A 21,950-nucleotide genomic window follows, 5' to 3' on the forward strand; every position below is an offset into this window, starting at 1 on the left:
GGTAATTGTTATGGAATTGGATCTTTCGATTGTTTGGTTTGGCATCATCATCTTTGCTACCTTGATGTACATTTTCATGGATGGTTTTGATTTGGGTATTGGCATTGTGATGCCTTTTGTTAAAAGCGGCCCACAAAAAGATGTCATGGTGAACAGTGTTGCTCCCGTTTGGGATGGGAATGAGACCTGGATAGTATTGGGTGGCGCCGCATTATTTGGTGCTTTCCCCCTCGCTTACTCAATAATTCTTGAGGCATTAACCATTCCGCTGACACTGATGCTAGTCGCATTAATTTTTAGGGGAGTGGCCTTTGAGTTTCGCTTTAAGGCGCTGCCTAGCCATCTTAAATTTTGGGATCGCGCCTTTATGGTCGGCTCAATTATTACCACTTATTGCCAGGGTGTCGTCGTTGGTGCCGTTGTTCAGGGGTTTACCATTGACGGTCGTGTATTTGCAGGTGGGCAGTTAGATTGGCTCGCTCCATTCCCACTATTTTGTGGCTTTGGCCTGTTAGCAGCATACGCATTACTGGGTAGCACTTGGTTGCTCGCTAAAACCGAAGGTGAGTTACAACAGACCATATATACTTTCGTTCCAAAAATTCTCAGCTTACTTATTATTGCGATCATTGTAGTGAGCGTGTGGACACCACTAACTAGCGTATCCATTGCCGAACGCTGGTTTACACTGCCAAATCTGTTTCTATTAGCTCCAGTACCATTGTTAACGGCCGCTTTATGCTGGAAAACATTTGATTCAGTCAAGAAGCAAAAAGAAACATCACCCTTTTTAATGGCATTAATGATTGTTTTTCTTGGCTTTGCAGGACTTGGGATCAGCCTGTGGCCCAATATCATCCCCCCTAACATCTCAATATGGCAAGCAGCGGCACCCAAAGAGAGCCTCAGTTTCATGCTGTATGGCGCGCTGATCATCATTCCTGTGATCCTTGCCTACACATTTTGGAGTTATTACGTCTTCGCCGGAAAAGTAAAAGAAGGCGAGGCTTACCACTAGAGCATTACGGAGGTTAAAATGAAACTCAATAGAACACTCCAGCAATGGCTATGGCTTCTGAGTATCTGGGTTATCAGTGTGCTTTCGTTAGGCATGATATCTATGGGGTTTAAATTATTGATGACCGCGGCAGGATTTAAATCTTAAACCACCACTGTCGCTGCACGCATAATAAAGCGTTGCAGCTGATGCCATTAACTATGGGTATCGATATATAGTGATAACAATGCCGATCACACTCGTGATCGGCATTGTATCTTAATCGGCACTATGAGTTATTGGGCAGCAGCCTCTTTGCCTGCAATACGGTCGAATACGCTAATATCTGTGATCGCGTTACCACCTAGGCGATTTGAACCATGAGTTATACTGGTCAATTCTGCTGCAGCATAAAGTCCTGCAATCACCTTGCCTTGCACATCCAAGACGCGAGCATGGGTATCTGTCATCAAACCACCCATAGTATGATGAACGGAAGGCTTAGCAACCAGCATATAGAATGGCGGCTTCATAATGGTCTTTAACCCACCACGGTGATTAAACTCCTTATCATCACCCGCTTTGGCAAACTGATTAACACGACCTACCTGAGCCATTAGAGCCTACTCGTCAATGCCAAACTTACTGGTTACCCAAAATTGCTCAGCCCACTCGTGAACACATGAAAAATGATGATGCTGAATATATGAAGTATTACAATCTGGAAAGGCTGCACTCAGCTAATAATGCTCAGTAACCAGTAGAGTATGATAATTCTTTAAGAAAAGTGTCCGGCTGGCATTGACCAGAACATGACGTGATGAGTGAAACCTATGAACGATATTCAGATGCTAAGCAACTCATGAACTCAATAAGTGAAAAATGCCAAAACATCAATCTTTGGATTCGACCCGTTTCCACTATTCAATACTAATTTTGTGCGTGTTGCTCACCCTAAGCTCAATTTCCTTTAAATTACATTTTTTGCACTCATTCGGGTCACACATCTCAAGGCAGTTTAATTTATTCTGTATCTTATTTAAAAGAATGGGATTGGCAATCGATTTAATAATATTGAATTTAAGTAGATAAACCCCCATCTTGTCCTTGTCATCCAAAGGTGGGTAATACTTCATTTCTTCCGCATTAAAGATAAACTTACAAAACTCTATAATCGGCCTACAATCAATATTAAAAAAATAGATAAAATCCTTAACCTTACAATAATCCATCAAATATAAACAGATGGCTTGCACAATCAACTCAAAATAATGTTCTGAGTTAACGTAATACCCTAAAGATACCAAGCAACTTCTATCCACCTCATTTTGTGGAATATTAATGAATGAAGGAATATCATTTAATTTTTCTATATCAACAATACCCGACCAATGGCCGAGAATTTCATCGTTTTCATTCTTAAGTACAATACTATTGTAATCAATGCTGCTTTTCATTTCATACAAGGCACTTTTAAAATTCTTTAGTGGAGAGACGTTGCCATAAAACTCGCCAAATCGTTCAACATGTTCCTGATAACTGTCGCGTGATATTTCTGACTTAACGTACTTAGGCACGTAACGATAAGAAAGAACTGAAAGTGAAAAATCAAGCGCCTTGGTCAAGTTGTAAAGAGTAGCGTCATACTTCGTGGGATATTTAATTTTGGACAAATCCAACGATCTAATATGCTCTTTCAAGCATATCCCCAAGCATTTAGCTATATAAAATTGCTTGTATAACGGAGGTGTGCTTTTTCCATTTAGCCATCGGCTCAATGTAATTGCATCTAATCCCTTGAATTCTTCGTAGTATTTATTTTGAAGAAGGGCAATTAGTTCTTTCCTTGATATCCCTTTGGTTTCAATCCAGAGGGACAGGCTATCTTTAAATTCTAGAGCCACGGTTAAACTCCTTGGTACTTAATACTTATTATTATAGTTTCACACAATACCTTTGCATTATAATTCTATCAATTAATACAATAGGATTGTTCTTACAAAGCCCAAACAAAAAGAGCCCATCGATGATGGGCTCTTAATTTATTAACCACAGCGGGTATTAATTACTGAGCCCACCACTGTGCTACATATCCTTCACCATTATTCACCGCAGGATGAAACGATTTAGCTCCAGCAGTATCACCATTACAGCCATAAGCCGAGACTCCTCCTATGGACATCAAGGTAGGACTAGTGCAGACACCAAACAAATCTAGCTGATGGTCATTTTCACCCCAAAAACCCCAGAAGTTGTTCAAGTATTGACCATAAATCACTTCATCTACAGAGAAGTGGAATCCATACCCTCCACCATAAGCTGTCATATTGCCCAGACTATTTCCGCCGCTATCTTTTAAATTTACGCTGCGCGTGTTTTGGTATGTACCAACAAAGTAGCTCCCATTGAGCATTCCATAAACTCCAGATTGTTCTCCACCACCATTAAAGACATAGTCACCTTTATAAAACGTAACTGGATGCGTAGTCTGCATATACCAATTTTGTACGGTGTTATCTGGATCTTTGTTAATCGTCTCTACTGACGTATCCGAGGTGTAAGATACTCGTGAATATGACAAGCCGTATTTATTGCTCATCTCAGCGTTCGTTACGCGGAAGTCGTTATAGTTGACAGTGCTACTCTCTGATGTCACCAGTCCTCGACCGTTAGTAAACAAATAGCCATTAAACGCAACATTCTTACCAAGCTGCGAGAACACATTCGTGTTGCCACCAAAACGCTGTAAGTTCGTTTTCTCTGAGTAAGACCATACGAGTGTATATCCACCTACGGATTTCTTTGACGAATCAGATTCTGGTTGTGAAACCATGTCGCACTGGGTTTTGTAGGCGTAGGTATTGTCGGCACTTCTTAGCCAATATTCCCCATCGTTAGCTTTCAGGGCAAACGGAGAGTTATAAGTTAAGAAAATGTCTTGACAACTTTTTGCCGGCTGTTCGAACGATCCGATAACAACTTTGAAGAAATCAAATGAGCCAAGCTCGTAAGTCACCTGGCCAAATACATCGTAGCCAATAACCAACAGAGTCACGTTGTAAATACGTTGTTCAGGAGTAATGGTAAAAGACTTCTCTCTAGAGACGGTTTCACCATTGATCACCCATTCGTACTCATATTTGCTGACATCACAGTATTCGCATGTTACCGATGCGGTAATAAGATCACTTTGTCCCTCAGTTGCATTAATTTCCGTGATATCCAGTGCGGGTGGATTACCTACATGAACAATCACGTTACCAGCAATTTCTGCCCCCGAGTTAGTCTTAACTTCAAAGATGAAGTCATCTACACCTATGACGTTGCTATTAGGTGTATAAATAACTTTGTATACACTCTCATCAGACACTTTGACCGTTCCAAGTAACGCACCTGACATACTTTTAACTTCTACTGAAGCCTGTTCACCAGGACGATACCCTTCAATCAATGACGATATATCGATAGTCAGTGGCGTGTTAACCGTCACGTTAAATGTTCTTTCAAGCTCACTCTTCAAAGACAAATGAGTATTTGAATTAACAATAACTACCCAATGTTGAGTGACATCGTTGTCTCCATCAGTCAATACAGCATCAAAAAAATGTGCTCCTTCGGAATCAACTTGTACATCAACTTGTATTTTTGATTTGTCCGTTGAAATTTTCGCTGTTACTTTTCCAGATGTCGGTTGCGTGACTGATTTAAACGAGACTGTGTCTCCATCGATATCGGTCGCAAGAGCTGATGCGGAAATTGACATTCCTGTGAGTTCATTTGCGTACCAAATATATGGATTATTTTGTAATACTGGTGCGCTGTTTTCTTTTACGTACACACGAACTATACCTGTCGCAAATCCGCCATAGTGGTCGCTAACTTGGTAAGAAATATCGTGCAAACCAGTACGAGTAAATGTCACATCGAACTTAGTATTATCCAGCTGAGTCAGGCTTGTGGGTGAAACGGTGACATCATACGCATAAACACCGACAATTTGTAAAGAGTCGCTATCTGCATCATAGATGCAGCTACCTTTGGTGTCTTGTGGTTCACGTCCATAAGTACACTCGGCGCTGAAATCACTCGCCACATCGATTGTGTATTTCTGACCAACTTTGATATCCGAACCATTATTAGTCCATTGGAAGTACTTGGTTTCAGGGTTAGTATTGCTACCTGATGAGCTTACGCTGATATCAATTGCACCAACTTTAAAATCCCCAATTCCATCACCGTCAAAATCGTCGGATAATGAATATATTAAACGCGTAATTCCGCCTCGGTCACTGGCATCACTGGTGTATTCAACAATGCTTTTTTTTAGGTCATCAGTTGTCGCTTTCGCACTACCTGAGCCAAGCACTAATACCGTACTTGATAGTACGTAGTTTTTACCTTCGCTATCTTCGGGGTATAAACTCGCTAGCTGAGCATTCAAATCGATATTTCCCACGCTTCCAGGCACAGAAATAGAGACTTGAATAGGAGGCAATGTTGTCGACGGCAAGGAACGCAGGCTAGAACGACTATTTGGCATGATCGTTCTACGCCTTTCAACCAGTACGCTTGTGACCATTCTTGGGTTCGAAAAGGTTGTTTCAGATCCAACGCTACGCAGTGAATATTGGTACTGACACATCGTCGGGTTTTCAAAAGCCTCTAGTTCAAATGTCATACCCAATACAGCAACAGGGTCACACTGACTGCTACCCGTGATATTAGTAATATCATCTATCAGCAGCTCTTCTTTATTTGAGATAGAGTTTCTCTCACTCAAATCTACCGAGAACTTTTGCTCGGTATAGGTACGCACAATACCATCTTGGGTATAAACCACTGGCTCTTGCTCTACTGAGCCATTGCCATTATTACTCGATGTTGGACCACCCGAGTCTTCTCCGCTGCAGCCCAATAATATAAAAGGCACTGCTATTAATATTAAATATAATTTTTTCATTATAATTCTCACACATTCATAGAATGAATAAATACGAAGACATATTCGTTAAAAATAACAAAAATATGCCTTGTGAGCTTTCATTATTTATTTTAACTTCTTACCTTTACAACTTCACCCGGATACACGTAATCTAGGTCTCGACCAGCGAAATAATCTCTATTCATGTTTACAAATTCATTTAAAGACATATTAAACTGGCGGCATACCTGATAAATGTAATCACCTTCTTTAAGGACATAATCAAGCACAGGCTTCACTTCTTGATTAATAACAGATGTTGCCTTCGGCACATTTTCCACAATAGATTCAACCACTTTGTGCACTCCCGGTACAGGTTGAACCATTTTATCCTCAGTGAAAATACAGTCACAGACAGGCCGGGAGGCAACAGTTAGCTTCTCTTTATAAAACCTATATTTCACACCCAAACTGACAGCGTATTGATCTAAATAATCCGAACTAAAAGACTGATTAAAGCCTAGAACAATCGTCCAGTTATTATTGATATTGTAATCCACATCCAATTTAATGTAAGGATTCACTTCCTTGTCTCTTGTCTCATTCCCTACATCAAGATCCGCTAAGAAGCCGCCTGACAATGAAAAACTGGTTTTATCGGTGAAAGGGAAGTTCAACTTTAGCAAAGCTCCATATTGGAGGAAGTTGTTTTCCAACTGTTCTGAGTTCCAATCGATGTATCTAATGGTATTTTCAATCGAGACAAATTTATAAACCGGAACACCAATATCTAGGACGTAACCTAAACCGAAATCAGAGCGATCTTCTGAATTCAGTTGATTCACAAAGTCTAATCTCGGCGTAATGTAAAACAATTCATTATATTCCGTTGCATAACCCGCAATAGAATAGATAACAGACGCTAATACAATTATTTTTTTTAACATATTAAAAGTCCAATCCAAATACCACTACAAATGAACCAGAGTAACCTCCTGTGACGACTTCATTGACTGTTTTATCGCTGTAACCGACTGTTAAGTTGTAGTTAATTCTTGTTTTATCACTTCCAACTGGCGCCAATACCACGCCAGCACTATTCAATACAGACGTAGTCATCTTGCCTTTCTCGTCGACAATGACTTTGTCATCGCAGGTATCACAGTGAACGTAATACGGGATTTTTTTATCTGTTTGCGAGGCATGAGTTAAGGAGTAATCTTTTGAAGTATCAAACTTCATTTTTATTCCAGTATTGAAGTAGCCAACCGTCTCGATATTAAATCGAGTTTCACCTTTCACTGTCCCAGAGCCATATTGAGGAGGCATTACACCGCCGTTTTCTGGAGTAACAACCAAGGAAGTAAACATCTCTGGAATATAGTTCACTTGAAAAGTTAAATTAAACGACAGGTTTCGATAAGTTAAAATCGACATGCTGTTGTAGAAATAGTAACGAACCGGAACTGTTAAGTTGCCTACATAAACCCCTTCAGGCTTTCCTTTTAGCGCTGTCAACAATTCTTTTATTTCAAATATCGGCCTAACAAAATAAAAGGGAATGTTCTCTGCCCCCGATTTAGTGATAATAGCGGCAGAGCTAATACAAGATGACATCGAATTATTCAGAATTGTCGTCATACTTGAGGTCGTAGAGTTGCTGCAATAACCTGATTCCAGACCCAATTTATCGTTAACTGCAGTTGAATTGCTTAGACTACCCCAGTCATACTCTAAACCCTGAACTAATACCTGCACGGTTGCTTGTTCTGAAGATGGACCAATTAATGTCACGTTTTTATTTACTCGTTGCATCGCTGGTATCCACTTTTTTGTGGGTTCTAAACTGGAGAATATTTCAGATGTAGTCGCAACGTAATATCCTCGCCCCCAATCGCGTGAATTTTCATATCGAACATTTTGCCCTTTGACTGATATGTTCACAGTCAAAGCATAACTTGACGTGCTGAATGTCAAGGAGAGAACAAATAGAATTAAATATCTCATAAACTACCCATACACCCGTTAACGCCCTTTCGCAGGAACGACGATTTTCTTTCGATAACTTTCGTCATGGTTTATTACCGTGACATTGAGGTCTTTATTTACTAAGCTTTTCGGTAAATCAAAGCTCTTTTTTCTACCTTTGATCAAGGTGTAGAAAACACGACAAGAGCTTTCTTTCACACCTTGGCAGTTATCAATTAACACTCGAAGCATAGTGTTGCCTTTGTTATGGATAAAAAGGCTTTTACCCGCGACATCAATATCGTAGTCAACCTTTGGCTCTTTAGCGGGAACAATTAATACCGGAGCGTATCCGACGAAAATATTCACTGATTGTTCAGCTGACCCTGTGTCGTTAGCATACGGCTTTGGCACAAAAACGATTTCATAAGTGCGATCTTCATCCCATGAACAGCTGTCACCACAGATCGCTCGAATACCAAGACTTTTTGTTCGACCTGGTTCGATAATGAATCTGGGATTACTTACCGCAACCGTCCATTCCGCCAAGTTTTCGCGCGTATATGGTTTACGCACTAATCCACCATCTTCCGTGGTCGCAATTTCATTGATTTTCGTTTCAACGAAATAAACCATCTCTTTATCATTAGTAACAATGAATGACGCGTTGCCGTTTTCATCCGAAACCTGCATCATTTTGTCGAGGTACACAGCGCTGGATAATGTCGAAAAAAGACAGGAAAACACTCCAACTAATAATCTTATTTTCATATTACTTTCTTACCTCACCAATATTGATTGGAGTATTTGTTCTCGAAAACTTAAGCAACATATCCATCTCTTCTAACTGTTTATTTGAGAGAAGGAGTTCATCTTCATAAGAAACATAGACAGCAACTCTCTCACGCTTATCTAGCATGTAAACTTTCATGTCATTGCTTTCAATTCTTGATATGAAATCGAATATGTTGGAATCTTTGTGATACTCACCTAAATATCTGACTATATTATCGTTATCAGGATAACCAGATATAACAATTGACTCGCCTAATCTTAATTCTGGGAAACAATAGTTAGTTCCGTAGTTGGTTTTATTTTGATAAATTTCCAACTCACACACCAAATCATCAGCTTTTAATGTAAAAGGCTGTTCATCAAATACCGTAATATCGAAAACTCCTTCGTAAAGCTCATAAATATTCAAACAGCCCGCACCGTCACACGTTAGGTTTGTAATCGGTGTATCAAAAATATCTTTAAAACCTGAGATAACTTTTTTGGTGATGCCCACACTGGTAGTTAACTGAATTACACCCGATGGATACGAATAACCCGAAGTGTAATCGCGACCACTGTTTTGAAGATCACCGACATCGGTATTCAGCTCAATCGCGTACTGTCGATAGTCATCCATTGGGATAACAGTCTGATAGTTATACATCGATACTTTCTTCAATTGGCCGTCGTTAACGGTTAAGTACGCTTTAAGCTTGTTGTCGTCATCTAAGTGCTGTCGAGCACCATTGCGCTGCAGGTCAACAATGCCATAACTACTGCTTTTATTTGCAGTCACATAACCTTTACCGTTGGCAAAGATCTGTGATGAATCAAAGCCTAGCGAAGCCCCTCTCTTGCCTTGTGTATCAGCCGTTACGAGCCCGTTAGCACGCAAGTAGTCGTTGCGATAATTGCCCGAGTAAGAAGCATCTACTCTGGTCGAGGAGTCAGAAACATTGTTATAAACATGACTTACTTCGCCGTAATCACTGTAGTTTTCTCCGTCGATGATGGACGACGCAGACAAGGTATTTCTGATCGATGATACCTGTCGGTTATAGCCATGAACCGTTGAGCGATGAGAAATAGAATCTTGTGGGCTCAAATTGATCGTCACCGACAAAGTTCCATCAAATTTATCTAGCTCAAAGCCGTCGTCCAAAGAATTGGTTGTGTAACCCAGATTGAAGTCAATGCGGACATAGTTATTAATCCGACGTCCCAAGCCGAATGAGAAGTTATAGTTTTCATAGTTAATCGACGTTACATCACTTTGGTTAAAATTATACGCACCGCTTAACCTCGCTTGACCCAAGTTAAACAACTTAAATGAGCTACCTATATAGGCACGTTTAAAATTACCATAACCGTACAGCGTTGACGCCAAGTTACTATCACTACCTCCTTTATATTCTTGGAAAGAGGTGGTTAATAAGCCCAAATCCAACGTAGTATTAAAATAGGTTTCGCCACTGTTGGCATAGTTATACGTTGACTCAAGAGACAGGTCCCAAGGTAGATCGAATGCTAAGCCCGCCGTCGTAATTACTCCTAAGTCACTGCCAGTAACACCTAGCCCTAAAAGGGTTGAATTGTGTATCTTTAAACTTGTCAGTCCACGCGCAAACATCAACTCGTCTTCTTGCTCTTTATCGATGATATTTTTGCTTTCAAGCTGTCCGACAGAAAACAGAAAGTCATAATCGTTCAGCGCCAAATTGTCAGAACGTTTGTTATAGACAGTATGCGCTTCACTTAACAGTACGCTATCGTTATTACGAATTTCTAAAATGACATCGTAAATACCGTATGGCAGCTCAGAGTAAGAAATAAACTGCTGACCAGGGGCCGAGTTTCGGTTCAATAGTATTCGACCATTATCGGCATCTTTGACGATCAAACGGCCAACCGATGGGGAAAAGAAATAGAGTTGTTTGTTTTCGTTCTTCTTACCCAATAACAGATTGTCTGATGAACCGAAATTTATGGTTCGCTCGGTTACACCATTCAGTGTTGAACCTTCACGTAAGAAACCTGTACTGTTCATCGACTCATGCCCAATAAACTGCCCGACTCGTAAGCTGTATTGGTCAAAATCGAGATGGTACGCAAGCTTGTACACGTCGAAATCATCGCTATAGCTCTGGTACTGCACCTCACTATGGATGTAACCGTAGCTCAACCCAACCATCAACTCATCGTTGATGCTGTAGTTGAAGTCAGAACTATCATATTTATCTAAATCAATAGAAAAATGGTTAATAATAGCTGGGTTATCTTTTTTGGTTTGTTGGTATTTCCCATCGACTTTAGATTCGACTTGATTGACTAAGTTAGCGCTAACAAAAAGCAATAGTCGTTTATTGTCGTAGTCCAAAACCAGCGCATAATCTTCGCTGGCTGGAACCAACACACATTTGGACAGTTCCCTCTCTTTGCACTCATTATTTCTAACCGTGACGCCACCTTTTAAATCGGCTAGAATTTTTGCGGCGTACTGAGGCTTCAGATTATTGCCTAATAATATGCCGTTTAGTTTTGCACTTTCGCTAGAATCGTCGCTTAGCTTTACCCTATCGTAGGCAACCAGCAGAACCACATCACGATAGTCGCCATTTAACTGCTTTAGCTGTAGCTTTTGTTTTTGGTATGCAAAGAAATCTTCAAAACCTTCGGGAACATTCACTCCCATTGAAAAAGCGCTAGACGAGATGCTCAAAGAGATCCAGATTAATAAGTTGCATACACCTTTCATAAATCATACCTAAAGCCCACCACAAACGAGCCATTACAACTCCTAACGTCCTCGTCACCTATGGCCTTGAACTTAAGCATCAGATCATGGGTAAGTACGCTATTTGCTGAATCAAATTGTGTGTCTGAGTAAGTATTCGCTTCACCAATCATCATTGGCTCCACTTTGTTATCGATATGAACGTTGGCGATACTCTCATAGCCATCCAGCTTATTTTCGGTCTCTGGCCGTAGTGATGAGTAGCAACTCGAGACGTTATTTATCAGGAATAACTGGTAGCCTATTACTTCTAGTTCTGAATCGAATGTATAGACAGCAGATTCAACCGTGAGTTTGACTGGCTTATTTGCAAATGAGCTGATAGCTGGGTCATAAGCCAACGTGATGGAACTAGGATCGAGTTTTAAACTGACCGTATCCGCCAACATATCTGAACGGTCTATATTGGTCGACACCTGAAACGTATGACTTTTGTAATCAGCTGCGGTACTTGGAACTATCAAACCCAACAGCAATGCAATGCTACAGACAATAACTCTCACGTGATACTTCCTAGCTCAGTGATTAGGGGCAACCTAGATAGCACTGCCCCAACTCGACTTCTAAATTAAAGCTCTGAAGCCACTACCGTTACTGATAGTGCAGCATCTTGACCCGTGTATGCATCAATCGCACTTGTGTCAGAAGTAGAAACTGCATTTAGAAGCAGGATATCGCCAGTATGAGCAGCAATTTGAGTAACACCAGTTGAAGAAACTGTTGCTAGTTGAGTACCATCATTCTGTACTGACCACTCGATACCTGTAACAGGCGTACCGTTTGCATAGAAAGCAACATCAGCAATGGTCCACTCGATAGAACGTGCTTCTGTACCACCTTGACCGTCATCACGTTCAGTAGTAGAAACCAGTTCCCCAACGACTGGAGCAGCCGCAGTCCCCGTGTTATCACGCGCTTCAAGTTGAATGTTTGGAGCTACGATTGCGCCGTCTTGTGCACGCATTAGCTGACCGATAGGCGTTACCAACGCACCATCCTCACCCGTAATCACAAAGCTGCCAGATTGGATAACACCAGGGACAACTCCCTGCCAGTTAGCAGTTGCAGTTGCAGTATCTCCTGCTGCCGCATTTACGCCTTGAGCCACCAATGCTATTGCGCACGCAAAAAATAGTTTGTTTAATTTCATTCTCTTTACCTCTTGATTATTATTCGAAACAATAAAACGTTAAAGAATCTGCAATATATTCCCACGTCTATAGCAACAACTCGGTATTCTATCTATTTTCTACAACCAGCAATTAGCAGATCAAAAAAATTTAAATCAACAGCGCTAACTTCACGCTGGAGATAAAAATTAATCTAAAGATACAAATTAGAGTAAAAAGCAAATAAATTAAAAGCACTGCAACAATAAATAAACATCAATACACCAACAAATTCGACTGCATATTTATTTAAGTCACACCGACACTAACAACCATACTGACAACAAAAAAACCTCTACCCAGGGCTAAATGGAGATGGATTTAATTCCTATTTGTCATCAAAGATCGTGGCGTAAGGTTTTTCCTATTTTATAAATCACTAATTTCAAACAAAGAATAGGAGAGGCAGACCAATTATATTTTTATATTTTTTGTGGTTAATCAATGACGCCTTAGCACCTCTCAAGAGAACGCTGCACGGATGCTAATGACAAGAGGAGAAGCCGGGCTTAATATGTTTTTAAATTTAACTTATGTGCAAGGTCGCAAATGATTTTAGAGCCTATTCCCTTTAAGTTAGTAGAAACATGGTTTTGGATGGCATTCTCTTGCAAGGCGTCAGCCATCAACAAGGCTGGTAAAGTCAATATAGAGACACACTTTGGTAGCGTCAAAGGGGCTTTAGATAAACACCCTGCTTTACAGCAGTATGCTCATCAAACTAATCAATAAGATTACTCGCTAGATAGAAATACTAAAGGTTTGTTTATGAATAATTGTTACATTCTGAAGTCGAGTTTTTATGAGCCCACGAGAAATCTAGCCGTTGAGTTGCGATTTAAATACCAAAATATTTTCAGCACGAAAGTCAGCTACACTAATAACATTGCGGATAAACAAGGAAGTATTCTAGGGGCAGAGCTCCTTCTGGATTTTAACTTTCTATCAGAGCGTGGGGCTTCGCATGCTGAAGTGAATGACATTATTGTTCTAGGAGAAGCCGCTAACGGCGCTATAGACTGTGCATCACAATTTACACGATTTACTAATAAGAAGGTTATTTTTATTAACCTTGAACGTAGTAATCTGTGTGATGTAAAAATTTTAAGGAGAGTGGTTACTTTAAATGAAAGCCTTAACCTTGTTGGTGTTAAGTTAGTTGTCGAAATAACTGAAAGAAATTATTGTGGAAGATGCTGCCGTATCGTCCAGGGTTTAACTTACCTAAAATCTTGTGATATTAAATTAGCCTGTGATGATTATAATTTTATAGGGCATGAGCTAGGTGCATACGACACGGAACTTTTACTTTTTTATGATTACATTAAATTGGAAATGCCTGTTGGCGAAGCAGATGTTAACAGGATGAATGAGTTTATTGAATATTACGGCACCGATAAGAAAATAATTTTAGAGAAGATTGAGGTAAATGAGCAACTCAACAATGTTAGTTTAGACAATGTTTGGGGCTTGCAAGGTTTTGCTTACTGTAAAGGAATATGTTTACCCAAAAATTTACAGATTAATCTCGCACACGCACCAACAAATAGCAAAAACTATGTAGTGATGTGATGGACACCTCAGCACCTAAGCTTGCATTATAATGCCAAGCTTGTAGCTGACAAATAGTCCAGGAGGTTTTCATCATGGATATTAAAGTCATTGATATCGATTTAGCCAAAAATGTTTTTCAAGTTTGTGTTTGTCTTATGGATAACTCAATCATGAACTAGTTTAATTGAGCAGAACATTTTTGTCGCTAGAAGCATAAGCTGACATAGTCTGCTTCTAGCTTTCAATCACTTAGCACAAAGGTGTAACCATAACCTGACATAAAATATAACCATAAGCTGACAAACAAGAGTAGCCTTTTTCAGGCCATAGTTATGACATGTACTTTTACAACATCCGGATATTTTAAGAATCACTGACAACGCTACATAACGATTGGCAAGAAATAACACCGATCAAGTACACCAGTTGGTAAGCCCCTAGTTTCTTAGACACTACTCGCTTTTCATTGCCGCTTTAACATAGACATCGAAGCGGTTTTTCTTGGTGGCAATAACTGTGCTGGGTTTAACACCATCTAAATCTTCGGCGTAATCGGGACGCTTAACGACCACACGCTTGGTGGCTAAGGCCATTGCGGGAGCGAGCAGCCCATCAGCGTCGAGATCGGCACCGACCAAGGATTGGAATACGCGCATCTCTTTTTTAACTAGTGCAGATTTTTCACGGTGGGGATACATGGGATCTAGGTACACCACATCGATTTCGGTACCAGAGGTGTTGGCGGCATCGGCTAATGCATTAAGGCTTGAACCATGAAACAGACTCATACGCGCTTGCATCCACTGACCGATCTCGGCATCAAGATAGGCACGGCGCAGACCATCTTCTAATAGCGCGGCTACCACAGGGTGACGTTCGACCATGATCACCTTGCAGCCTAAGCTTGCCAATACAAAGGCATCGCGTCCTAGACCTGCGGTGCCGTCAACAACGGTCGGCGTAACGGCTTGCTTAAGGCCAACAGCTTTGGCAATTGACTGGCCTCGGCCACCACCAAACTTGCGTCGATGGGCCACGGCACCACCGATAAAGTCGACATTAATACCGGCCAGTTTAGGTTCATCACGTTTATATAAACTCAGGGTATTTTGTTCAAAGCGCAGTTCGAAAAGGGCATCTTGATCCCACTTAAGGCCCCAACGTTCACTCACCTCAACCAATGTTGGGTACTGACAATTAAAAAAGATAGCTGTTTGCAAAATACCTTGACCACAATTGAATAAAATCACTGCGCCATTATGCCAAAAGCAGTCGGTGCTGAACATCTGATTTATTGGTGTCACGGGGAGGCTTTTGCACTCAGCGGTTTTACCTCGTCGCACTTACCCCCTATAATCGCCGTATTCAGGCAATTGCCCTCGACCATTGGACACCCCATGTTAAGTTATCGCCACGGCTATCACGCCGGAAATTATGCCGATGTGCTCAAACACACAATCTTGTTGCAAACCATCCAACTCATGCACAAAAAAAATAAGCCGATGGTGTATATCGACACCCATGCTGGTGCTGGCGGCTACGCCTTGTCAGATGAATTTGCCCAGAAGACCGGGGAATATTTAGAGGGCGTCGCCAAGCTGTGGGACAAAACAGATCTGCCTGAAGCTTTGAGTCAGTACATTGCAGACGTCAAGCATTTTAATAGCACAGATGAGCTTGAGTTATACCCAGGCTCACCCGCTTTTGTCGACATGAACCTGCGTGATAACGACCGTATGGTGCTGCACGAACTGCATGGCGCCGATCATCTGTTGCTGGACGAGCAACTGGGTGGCGATAAAAAGATTAAGGTAATTAAAGGCGACGGCTTAAAGGGGCTTATTGCTGCAGTGCCGCCACTAGAGCGTCGTGGCGTCATATTGGTCGACCCAAGCTATGAGATGAAAACCGATTACCAAGAGGTTGCCAAGGCGGTTATTCAGGCCCATAAGCGCTTCTCCACTGGGGTATATATGATCTGGTATCCAGTGGTTAATCGTGCGCAAACAGAGTCAATGTTTGAGCTATTAAAGCAAAGCGGCATTCGTCGTCAGTTACGCATCGAACAAGCCATTAAAGCCGACAGTGATGAGTTTGGCATGACCGCGGCTGGCTTATGGGTCATTAACCCACCTTGGCAGCTCGATGAGATTGCACAAACCACATTAGATTATCTTGGCCCACTGCTCAACCAAGGTGGTGGCTCGACTCAGGTGACATGGGAAGTGAGCGAATAGGCCGCTAAAAAAATGCCTCGCAGGGGGTGCCTTGGTGATAGATCACCTGCCAACGCTCTCCCTCAAGCTTCCACAAGGATGTTCGCAATGAATAGCGTTTATCCAGCTCGTTGACGGGTTTAAAGCTAGCGCGATAGGTTAATTGAGCTAAGTCATGGCTCAATAAGCGATAATTAATATCAAACACATTAAATGTCGGCGCTTTCTGTTGTGGTAAGAGCAGTAACACTTCCGCTTTACCAAAGCTAACGCCAGAAGTACCAACCTCAATAAATTCATTATGAACAAGCTGTTGGAGTGCCGAAACGCTGGTGCGTACCTCTGGGGTTAATAGTGCAAGCTCTAACTCAATAATGGTTTGTCTCATCCGTGACTACCCCACTTTTTGATAGCGTTTCAGTAAAATCTTAACCCGTTTCACATAGGCCTGAGTCTCCGGGTACGGCGGTATACCTTTATACTGGGTTACCGTCGTAGGGCCAGCATTATAGGCGGCGCAGGCGAGATCAATATTGCCATCGAACCTTGCCAACATTTGCGCTAAATAACGCGCCCCACCATCGATATTTTGCGCTGGCTGATAAGGATTACTCACCCCCATATCTTTGGCAGTATCTGGCATTAACTGCATCAAGCCCATGGCTCCACTTCGAGACAATGCCATTGCGTTAAATGCCGACTCGGCGTGTATAACCGCCCGAATCAGAGCAGGATCAAGCTGGTGCGTCTTAGCGGCGAGACTAATCAGCTCATCATAGTCTGCGCTAAACAGCGGCATTTTCTGCCAATCTAAATCTGAGTTGGGCTTGCATGCATAACAATCGTAGAGCAGCACTCTAAAATCATCTTTACCTGGAGCATGATCGGCAAATACCACAACCCCATTGCTTTGGGTATATTGGTACACCTTAAGTTTATCGTCCTGGAATTGCGCCTTAACATGGGTTTCGGCGGGGGCGTCACTATTTGTCAGTATCTTACTATTGGAATAGGTCGCCTTGTAATGCGGTTTCTTAATCTGCGTCTCTTGCGCCCATGTTAGCGATGGCGCAAATAGAAGCGACCACAGCCAACAGGCAACAACCACAAAACGATGACGCGAAAGTTTCATTACAATCCAATATCTTGATCGAGTTTAAGTACTTCAATCATAGCAAACAGCTGCTTCATTTCGCGGTTTATTTGACTAAATTCATACTCAAAGGTCGCACCATGGAAAATAGAACCTAATTCAAAGCGATTATCTCGACTGGCCAGCATGATCAATAATTTATCCTCATAAAATGCACACTGGATTTTGCCCGAAAACATCGCCGCTAATTCTTGTAAGCGCTCCATAAAACTGACAGTTAACAGATATCTGGCCTCAATCTGATCGGTCGCAAATACATCAAACTGTTTCTCAAATCTGGGATCTTCAAGCTTTACCCGACTGAGCCCCTTAAAAGAGCTGGATAAAAAATTGATCAAGCCACCGCGATTTTTAACCACGACAGTATGACCTTTAAATGCCTTATGGCTACTCAACTGCACCATAACACCTCTAAATACCGTTTCTGTCTCGGTACGTTTATCACGGCGAACTTCTTTGGTGAGCTGTAGCTCATTGATAACGATTTCGATGCCTTTATGACTCCCCTGAACATAATCATCGAAATGGGCATCATCATAACCAGGTAATAACTTAGAGCGTTTAAGTTCCGACAGGCTCATATGATGAGTTGGACTAAAAATATAGTCGCTGCCAAAGTACTTAAAAATTTGAGGAAAGACTTGCTGCTTAACATCGCTTTTATAGCGTTTTATCGGCCTTAAACACCACCATACCAACGGCAAAGCGGGCAATAGTAAAAATAGCCATGGCACATCAATATAATGCCCAGTGCTATACAAGAGCACGACAAAAGCTAAACCCAATAACATCACGAGGCTAGTATATATCCGCTGACGTAATGCTTTGAGGCTGGCGACACGATGATTTTCGAACTTACGAGTTAAGGGCTCAATATGTTCAGCATAGTGAGCCTTAAACTGCTCGAGTTCATTAGATGATGCCACTAAACGCTGAGGCTGATGCTTGGCTTTGATTGGCGCACCGAAAATAAAACTGATGATGTTCATGAGTAGCCGTCAGATAACCGATTCTACAGAAAATCGGCAGCATCAACTGGCGCTCTCGCTGCTTCATCGGCCTCATAAAATGGCATCACTTTAACCTTTGCCATCGACGCGATAATCGAACCAGGGAAGATTTCAACTGCGGTATTGAGATCCGATACTGCGGCATTATAGAAACGCCTTGCAGCAGAGATATGTTCCTCGACCTCATTATAAGTCTGCATAGCGTGCAGCATGGTATTGTCAGACTTAAGCTCGGGATAATTTTCAACATTCACCATCAACTGACCCATCTTACGATTAAGGTGTTCGGCTGCGACCAGATGCTCTTTAATGGCCTGAGGATCATTCACATTATAGCCAGCGGTAACCTGAGCTCTAAGAGAGGTGATCTCAGTAAGAAGTGACTTCTCATGCTCCATAAACTTTTTAGCAATTTTAAGAATATTGGGGATCAGGTTGGCGCGCTTTTTTAACTGAACATCGATACCTGATAATGCCTCTCGACCCACATTGCGTTTCTTGATCAGGCTGACATACCAAAGGTAAGCAATCATGACCACTATACCTAAACCTAATAGTAACCCTTGCATCGTTATTTCCTTCTATAATGCTTTCATTTGTCCTGTGACGCTTTAGCTGCTCACCTTCTCTGATTTTAGTAAATATTTCCAGCTATTTATCTTATTGGGCTAGGAATGATAGCGATGACTTATTCACCACATTTAAATAACCGAAGAGGAAATCCGCGCCTAAAACCCAACTAAACAGCATTTTATTTACCTTAAACCTGAAATTTACAACCCATGCACAAAAACACCAACAAAACTCACCGACTTATCTTTAAAACCATAAATTACAGCTAGATACAGCAAAAAAAAGATAGGTAAACTCAACAGAGTTAAGTAAAAAATAGCTTTACCCACAAAGAAAACCAACAAAATTGATGCAAAACAACCTCACTGCCGAATAAGTGACATAATCATAAATAATCTAGACAAAACACCCAGCAGGAAACTGTTCAGCTTATATACAGCATGATTAGCTTATAGTGATGTTATTGAAGTGACCGACGCTTGTTAATCCATACCCTTTTGCCTCCTATCTCCCCTAGATAGGAGGCTTTTTTTTACCAGTTTCATACCAATTAGAACTGCAATATCCAGTCCCAAACTCTGGTTGATGCTTGTTCAGTAGAGGTACAGTATCGATAGCGTATTCTGTTCATTAACCAAACAACAGACATTGTCATCCCCCGTTTGTCATTGGTTCAATCATCATCCTATTTAGGCCCTTTCATCTTTGAATTGGGCTTTTTTTTATTCAAAAATCACTCAAAAGAAGCCCTACTGAGTAAATTAAGCTTCAGTTAAAGCTCTTCCTTCATCATACGAGGCTAACTGGGAAATACTCGGTAATGACTATAAATAAGGTCCAAAGAGGCCCGTATTGAAGGAAGACCCATGAGCCTTAACCAACAAGAAAGCCTTGCGACGTCAAACAATGATGCCAGCTCACCACCGAAGCAGAGTGGTCTATTTGTACGATTCTTAAATATCGTCGAACGCCTGGGTAATCTACTCCCCCACCCAGTCACTCTATTTACCTTGTTTTGTTTAGCCGTTATCGTCATCAGCGGTATCGCTGGCTATTTTGAACTCACAGTGAACGATCCCCGCCCCGTAGGAGCCCCAGGGAGAAGTGCCGATGGATTAATCCATGTGGTGAGCCTGATGAATGGCGAAGGTTTGCGGATGATAGTCTCAAATCTGGTCACTAACTTTACAGGTTTTACACCTCTCGGCACGGTACTGGTCGCACTACTTGGGGTCGGCATAGCAGAACGCTCAGGGCTATTGTCGGCGGCAATGCGTTCATTGGTCATGGGCGCATCGGAGCGTTTAGTCACTCTGACTGTTGTTTTTGCGGGTATCGTCTCCAATACCGCGGCTGAACTGGGTTATGTGGTGTTAATTCCTATGGCGGCATTGATTTTCCACTCTTTAGGGCGACATCCTCTAGCTGGACTTGCCGCGGCATTTGCAGGGGTATCTGGCGGCTACAGCGCCAATTTGCTGCTGGGCACTGTCGATCCATTATTGTCGGGCATTACCGAAGCCGCAGCGCAGATGATCGATCCTGAATACTTAGTTGGCCCTGAGGTTAACTGGTACTTTATGTTTGCCTCAACCTTCGTGATTACCGCACTTGGGGCATTAGTAACCGAAAAAATTGTCGAGCCTAAACTGGGAAAATACGATCTAAGTGAAGCAAGCATTGACCTTAGCGCTCAGAAAATGGATGGCGTGACCACCATTGAGAAGCGAGGTCTAAAAGCGGCTGGCCTCGCTATTTTGGTCTTAGGTGCACTTTTGGCGTTGACTGTGATCCCAGAGAATGGGCCACTTCGCAACCCAGAAACTGGTCTTGTGGCTGGATCGCCTTTTCTTAAGGGAATAGTGGCCTTTATCTTTATCTGTTTCGCTATTCCCGGTTTGGTCTACGGTAAAGTTGTCGGCACCATGAAACGTGATAAAGACGTGATCGATGCCATGTCACACAGCATGAGCACCATGGGGATGTATATTGTGTTGGTCTTTTTTGCCTCGCAATTTGTCGCCTTTTTTAAATGGACCAATCTTGGAGCGGTACTAGCCGTAACCGGAGCCGATACTTTAAATGCCATTGGTCTAACTGGGCCACTGGTGTTTCTGCTGTTTATCATGATGTGCGGCTTTATCAACCTCATGCTCGGTAGTGCATCGGCACAGTGGGCCGTTACCGCGCCAATTTTTGTCCCTATGCTGATGTTAGTCGGTTATGCCCCTGAAACGATTCAGGCGGCCTATCGAATAGGTGATTCGGTCACCAATCTCATCACACCAATGATGAGCTACTTTGGTCTTATTCTGGCGGTCGCTTCTCAATATAAAAAGAACCTTGGGATCGGCACATTAGTTGCCACCATGCTGCCTTACTCGATTGTGTTCTTCATCGGCTGGACTTGCTTCTTCTTCATCTGGGTATTTGCTCTTGGATTCCCCGTGGGGCCTGGTGCAGCCACCTACTACACGCCGTAATACAAGTTGCGAGGTCGGTGAAACCATCGGCCCCGCTCATTCTTCTAGATCAGACTGGCCGTGATCACTTCCCGCACCGATTCCACCCACCTTGGCCGGATCAATTGTCGACGACGGCACAGACAAATGGGTTCACAAACGGCAACAGATCACACCCTGATGCGCAAAAGATCGCTGATCTACATGGAAGATCCCTTCGGCAACATCTTGGAGATCTACAGCCACAGCGATGAGCTGACCTATAGCACGGGCACCTCCCCATCAGGTAGCTGTCAGCCATAAACAAAAGGCCAATCCCTTATCATAGGGCTGGCCTTTTCAGATCGATAATAGAC

At 42.1% G+C, this 21,950-nt stretch carries 21 protein-coding genes; 7 read left to right on the plus strand and 14 right to left on the minus strand.

Annotated elements, in window-relative coordinates; translation table 11 throughout:
* The first annotated feature begins 10 nt into the window (after positions 1–10).
* Together cydB and K0I73_RS18035 are read left to right on the plus strand one after the other, a co-directional pair.
* A complete protein-coding gene (gene cydB, locus K0I73_RS18030; protein WP_220062394.1) occupies positions 11–1,018 on the plus strand; it encodes a cytochrome d ubiquinol oxidase subunit II in 1,008 nt (335 codons plus the stop codon).
* Positions 1,019–1,036: 18 nt separating this feature from the next.
* Complete coding sequence (locus tag K0I73_RS18035) at positions 1,037–1,165, plus strand: DUF2474 domain-containing protein (protein WP_220062395.1); 129 nt, start codon at positions 1,037–1,039, stop codon at positions 1,163–1,165.
* Between the two features lie 128 nt (positions 1,166–1,293).
* Here K0I73_RS18035 and K0I73_RS18040 read toward each other — a convergent pair whose 3' ends face one another.
* From K0I73_RS18040 to K0I73_RS18080, 9 genes are all read right to left on the minus strand, one after another.
* Complete coding sequence (locus K0I73_RS18040; RefSeq protein ID WP_286670426.1) at positions 1,294–1,614, minus strand: FAD-binding protein; 321 nt, start codon at positions 1,612–1,614, stop codon at positions 1,294–1,296.
* 303 nt (positions 1,615–1,917) lie between these two features.
* On the minus strand, positions 1,918–2,901 hold the full coding sequence (locus K0I73_RS18045) for a helix-turn-helix domain-containing protein (RefSeq protein ID WP_220062396.1): 984 nt from the start codon (positions 2,899–2,901) through the stop codon (positions 1,918–1,920).
* A gap of 161 nt (positions 2,902–3,062) precedes the next feature.
* The gene (locus K0I73_RS18050) at positions 3,063–5,957 is read right to left on the minus strand and encodes a hypothetical protein (protein ID WP_220062397.1); all 2,895 of its coding nucleotides are present in this window, start codon (positions 5,955–5,957) and stop codon (positions 3,063–3,065) included.
* Between the two features lie 92 nt (positions 5,958–6,049).
* A complete protein-coding gene (locus tag K0I73_RS18055; protein WP_220062398.1) occupies positions 6,050–6,865 on the minus strand; it encodes an outer membrane beta-barrel protein in 816 nt (271 codons plus the stop codon).
* Position 6,866: 1 nt separating this feature from the next.
* Positions 6,867–7,925, minus strand: a complete 1,059-nt coding sequence (locus K0I73_RS18060) for a hypothetical protein (RefSeq protein ID WP_220062399.1) — start codon at positions 7,923–7,925, stop codon at positions 6,867–6,869.
* Between the two features lie 18 nt (positions 7,926–7,943).
* The gene (locus K0I73_RS18065; RefSeq protein WP_220062400.1) at positions 7,944–8,657 is read right to left on the minus strand and encodes a hypothetical protein; all 714 of its coding nucleotides are present in this window, start codon (positions 8,655–8,657) and stop codon (positions 7,944–7,946) included.
* A 1-nt stretch (position 8,658) separates the two neighbouring features.
* Positions 8,659–11,418: a TcfC E-set like domain-containing protein gene (locus tag K0I73_RS18070; RefSeq protein ID WP_220062401.1), complete on the minus strand. Its 2,760-nt coding sequence runs from the start codon at positions 11,416–11,418 to the stop codon at positions 8,659–8,661.
* A complete protein-coding gene (locus K0I73_RS18075; RefSeq protein WP_220062402.1) occupies positions 11,415–11,960 on the minus strand; it encodes a hypothetical protein in 546 nt (181 codons plus the stop codon). Before K0I73_RS18075 ends, K0I73_RS18070 begins: the two co-directional genes overlap by 4 nt.
* Before the next feature lie 65 nt (positions 11,961–12,025).
* Complete coding sequence (locus K0I73_RS18080) at positions 12,026–12,607, minus strand: hypothetical protein (protein ID WP_220062403.1); 582 nt, start codon at positions 12,605–12,607, stop codon at positions 12,026–12,028.
* A 568-nt stretch (positions 12,608–13,175) separates the two neighbouring features.
* Between K0I73_RS18080 and K0I73_RS18085 the strand changes: the two genes are divergently transcribed.
* Entirely contained in the window at positions 13,176–13,358 is a 183-nt protein-coding gene (locus tag K0I73_RS18085; RefSeq protein ID WP_220062404.1) for a hypothetical protein, read from the plus strand.
* 36 nt (positions 13,359–13,394) lie between these two features.
* Entirely contained in the window at positions 13,395–14,198 is an 804-nt protein-coding gene (locus K0I73_RS18090) for a hypothetical protein (protein ID WP_220062405.1), read from the plus strand.
* A gap of 434 nt (positions 14,199–14,632) precedes the next feature.
* On the opposite strand, the gene K0I73_RS18095 is transcribed toward K0I73_RS18090, so the two are convergent.
* The gene (locus K0I73_RS18095) at positions 14,633–15,466 is read right to left on the minus strand and encodes a class I SAM-dependent methyltransferase (RefSeq protein ID WP_220064453.1); all 834 of its coding nucleotides are present in this window, start codon (positions 15,464–15,466) and stop codon (positions 14,633–14,635) included.
* A gap of 111 nt (positions 15,467–15,577) precedes the next feature.
* On the opposite strand from K0I73_RS18095, the gene K0I73_RS18100 reads away from it, so the two are divergent.
* Positions 15,578–16,417, plus strand: a complete 840-nt coding sequence (locus tag K0I73_RS18100; RefSeq protein ID WP_220062406.1) for a 23S rRNA (adenine(2030)-N(6))-methyltransferase RlmJ — start codon at positions 15,578–15,580, stop codon at positions 16,415–16,417.
* Between the two features lie 4 nt (positions 16,418–16,421).
* Here the strand turns inward: K0I73_RS18100 and K0I73_RS18105 are convergent, their stop codons facing one another.
* Genes K0I73_RS18105 through K0I73_RS18120 form a run of 4 tightly spaced genes read right to left on the minus strand, consistent with a single transcriptional unit; the run spans position 16,422 to position 19,128 of the window.
* Positions 16,422–16,784, minus strand: a complete 363-nt coding sequence (locus tag K0I73_RS18105; protein ID WP_220062407.1) for a nuclear transport factor 2 family protein — start codon at positions 16,782–16,784, stop codon at positions 16,422–16,424.
* Between the two features lie 6 nt (positions 16,785–16,790).
* Positions 16,791–17,528 (minus strand): lytic transglycosylase domain-containing protein, encoded by a 738-nt coding sequence (locus tag K0I73_RS18110; protein ID WP_220062408.1) that lies wholly within the window; start codon positions 17,526–17,528, stop codon positions 16,791–16,793.
* Positions 17,528–18,538, minus strand: coding sequence for a DUF3137 domain-containing protein (locus K0I73_RS18115; protein ID WP_220062409.1), 1,011 nt, complete (start codon positions 18,536–18,538; stop codon positions 17,528–17,530). Before K0I73_RS18115 ends, K0I73_RS18110 begins: the two co-directional genes overlap by 1 nt.
* Positions 18,539–18,561: 23 nt before the next feature.
* Positions 18,562–19,128: a LemA family protein gene (locus K0I73_RS18120; RefSeq protein ID WP_220062410.1), complete on the minus strand. Its 567-nt coding sequence runs from the start codon at positions 19,126–19,128 to the stop codon at positions 18,562–18,564.
* 870 nt (positions 19,129–19,998) lie between these two features.
* Between K0I73_RS18120 and K0I73_RS18125 the strand changes: the two genes are divergently transcribed.
* On the plus strand, positions 19,999–21,615 hold the full coding sequence (locus tag K0I73_RS18125; RefSeq protein WP_220062411.1) for an AbgT family transporter: 1,617 nt from the start codon (positions 19,999–20,001) through the stop codon (positions 21,613–21,615).
* Between the two features lie 126 nt (positions 21,616–21,741).
* Entirely contained in the window at positions 21,742–21,897 is a 156-nt protein-coding gene (locus tag K0I73_RS18130; RefSeq protein WP_220064469.1) for a hypothetical protein, read from the plus strand.
* Positions 21,898–21,950 lie beyond the last annotated feature (53 nt).

This window comes from Shewanella mesophila, assembly GCF_019457515.1.
Classification (GTDB): domain Bacteria; phylum Pseudomonadota; class Gammaproteobacteria; order Enterobacterales; family Shewanellaceae; genus Shewanella; species Shewanella mesophila.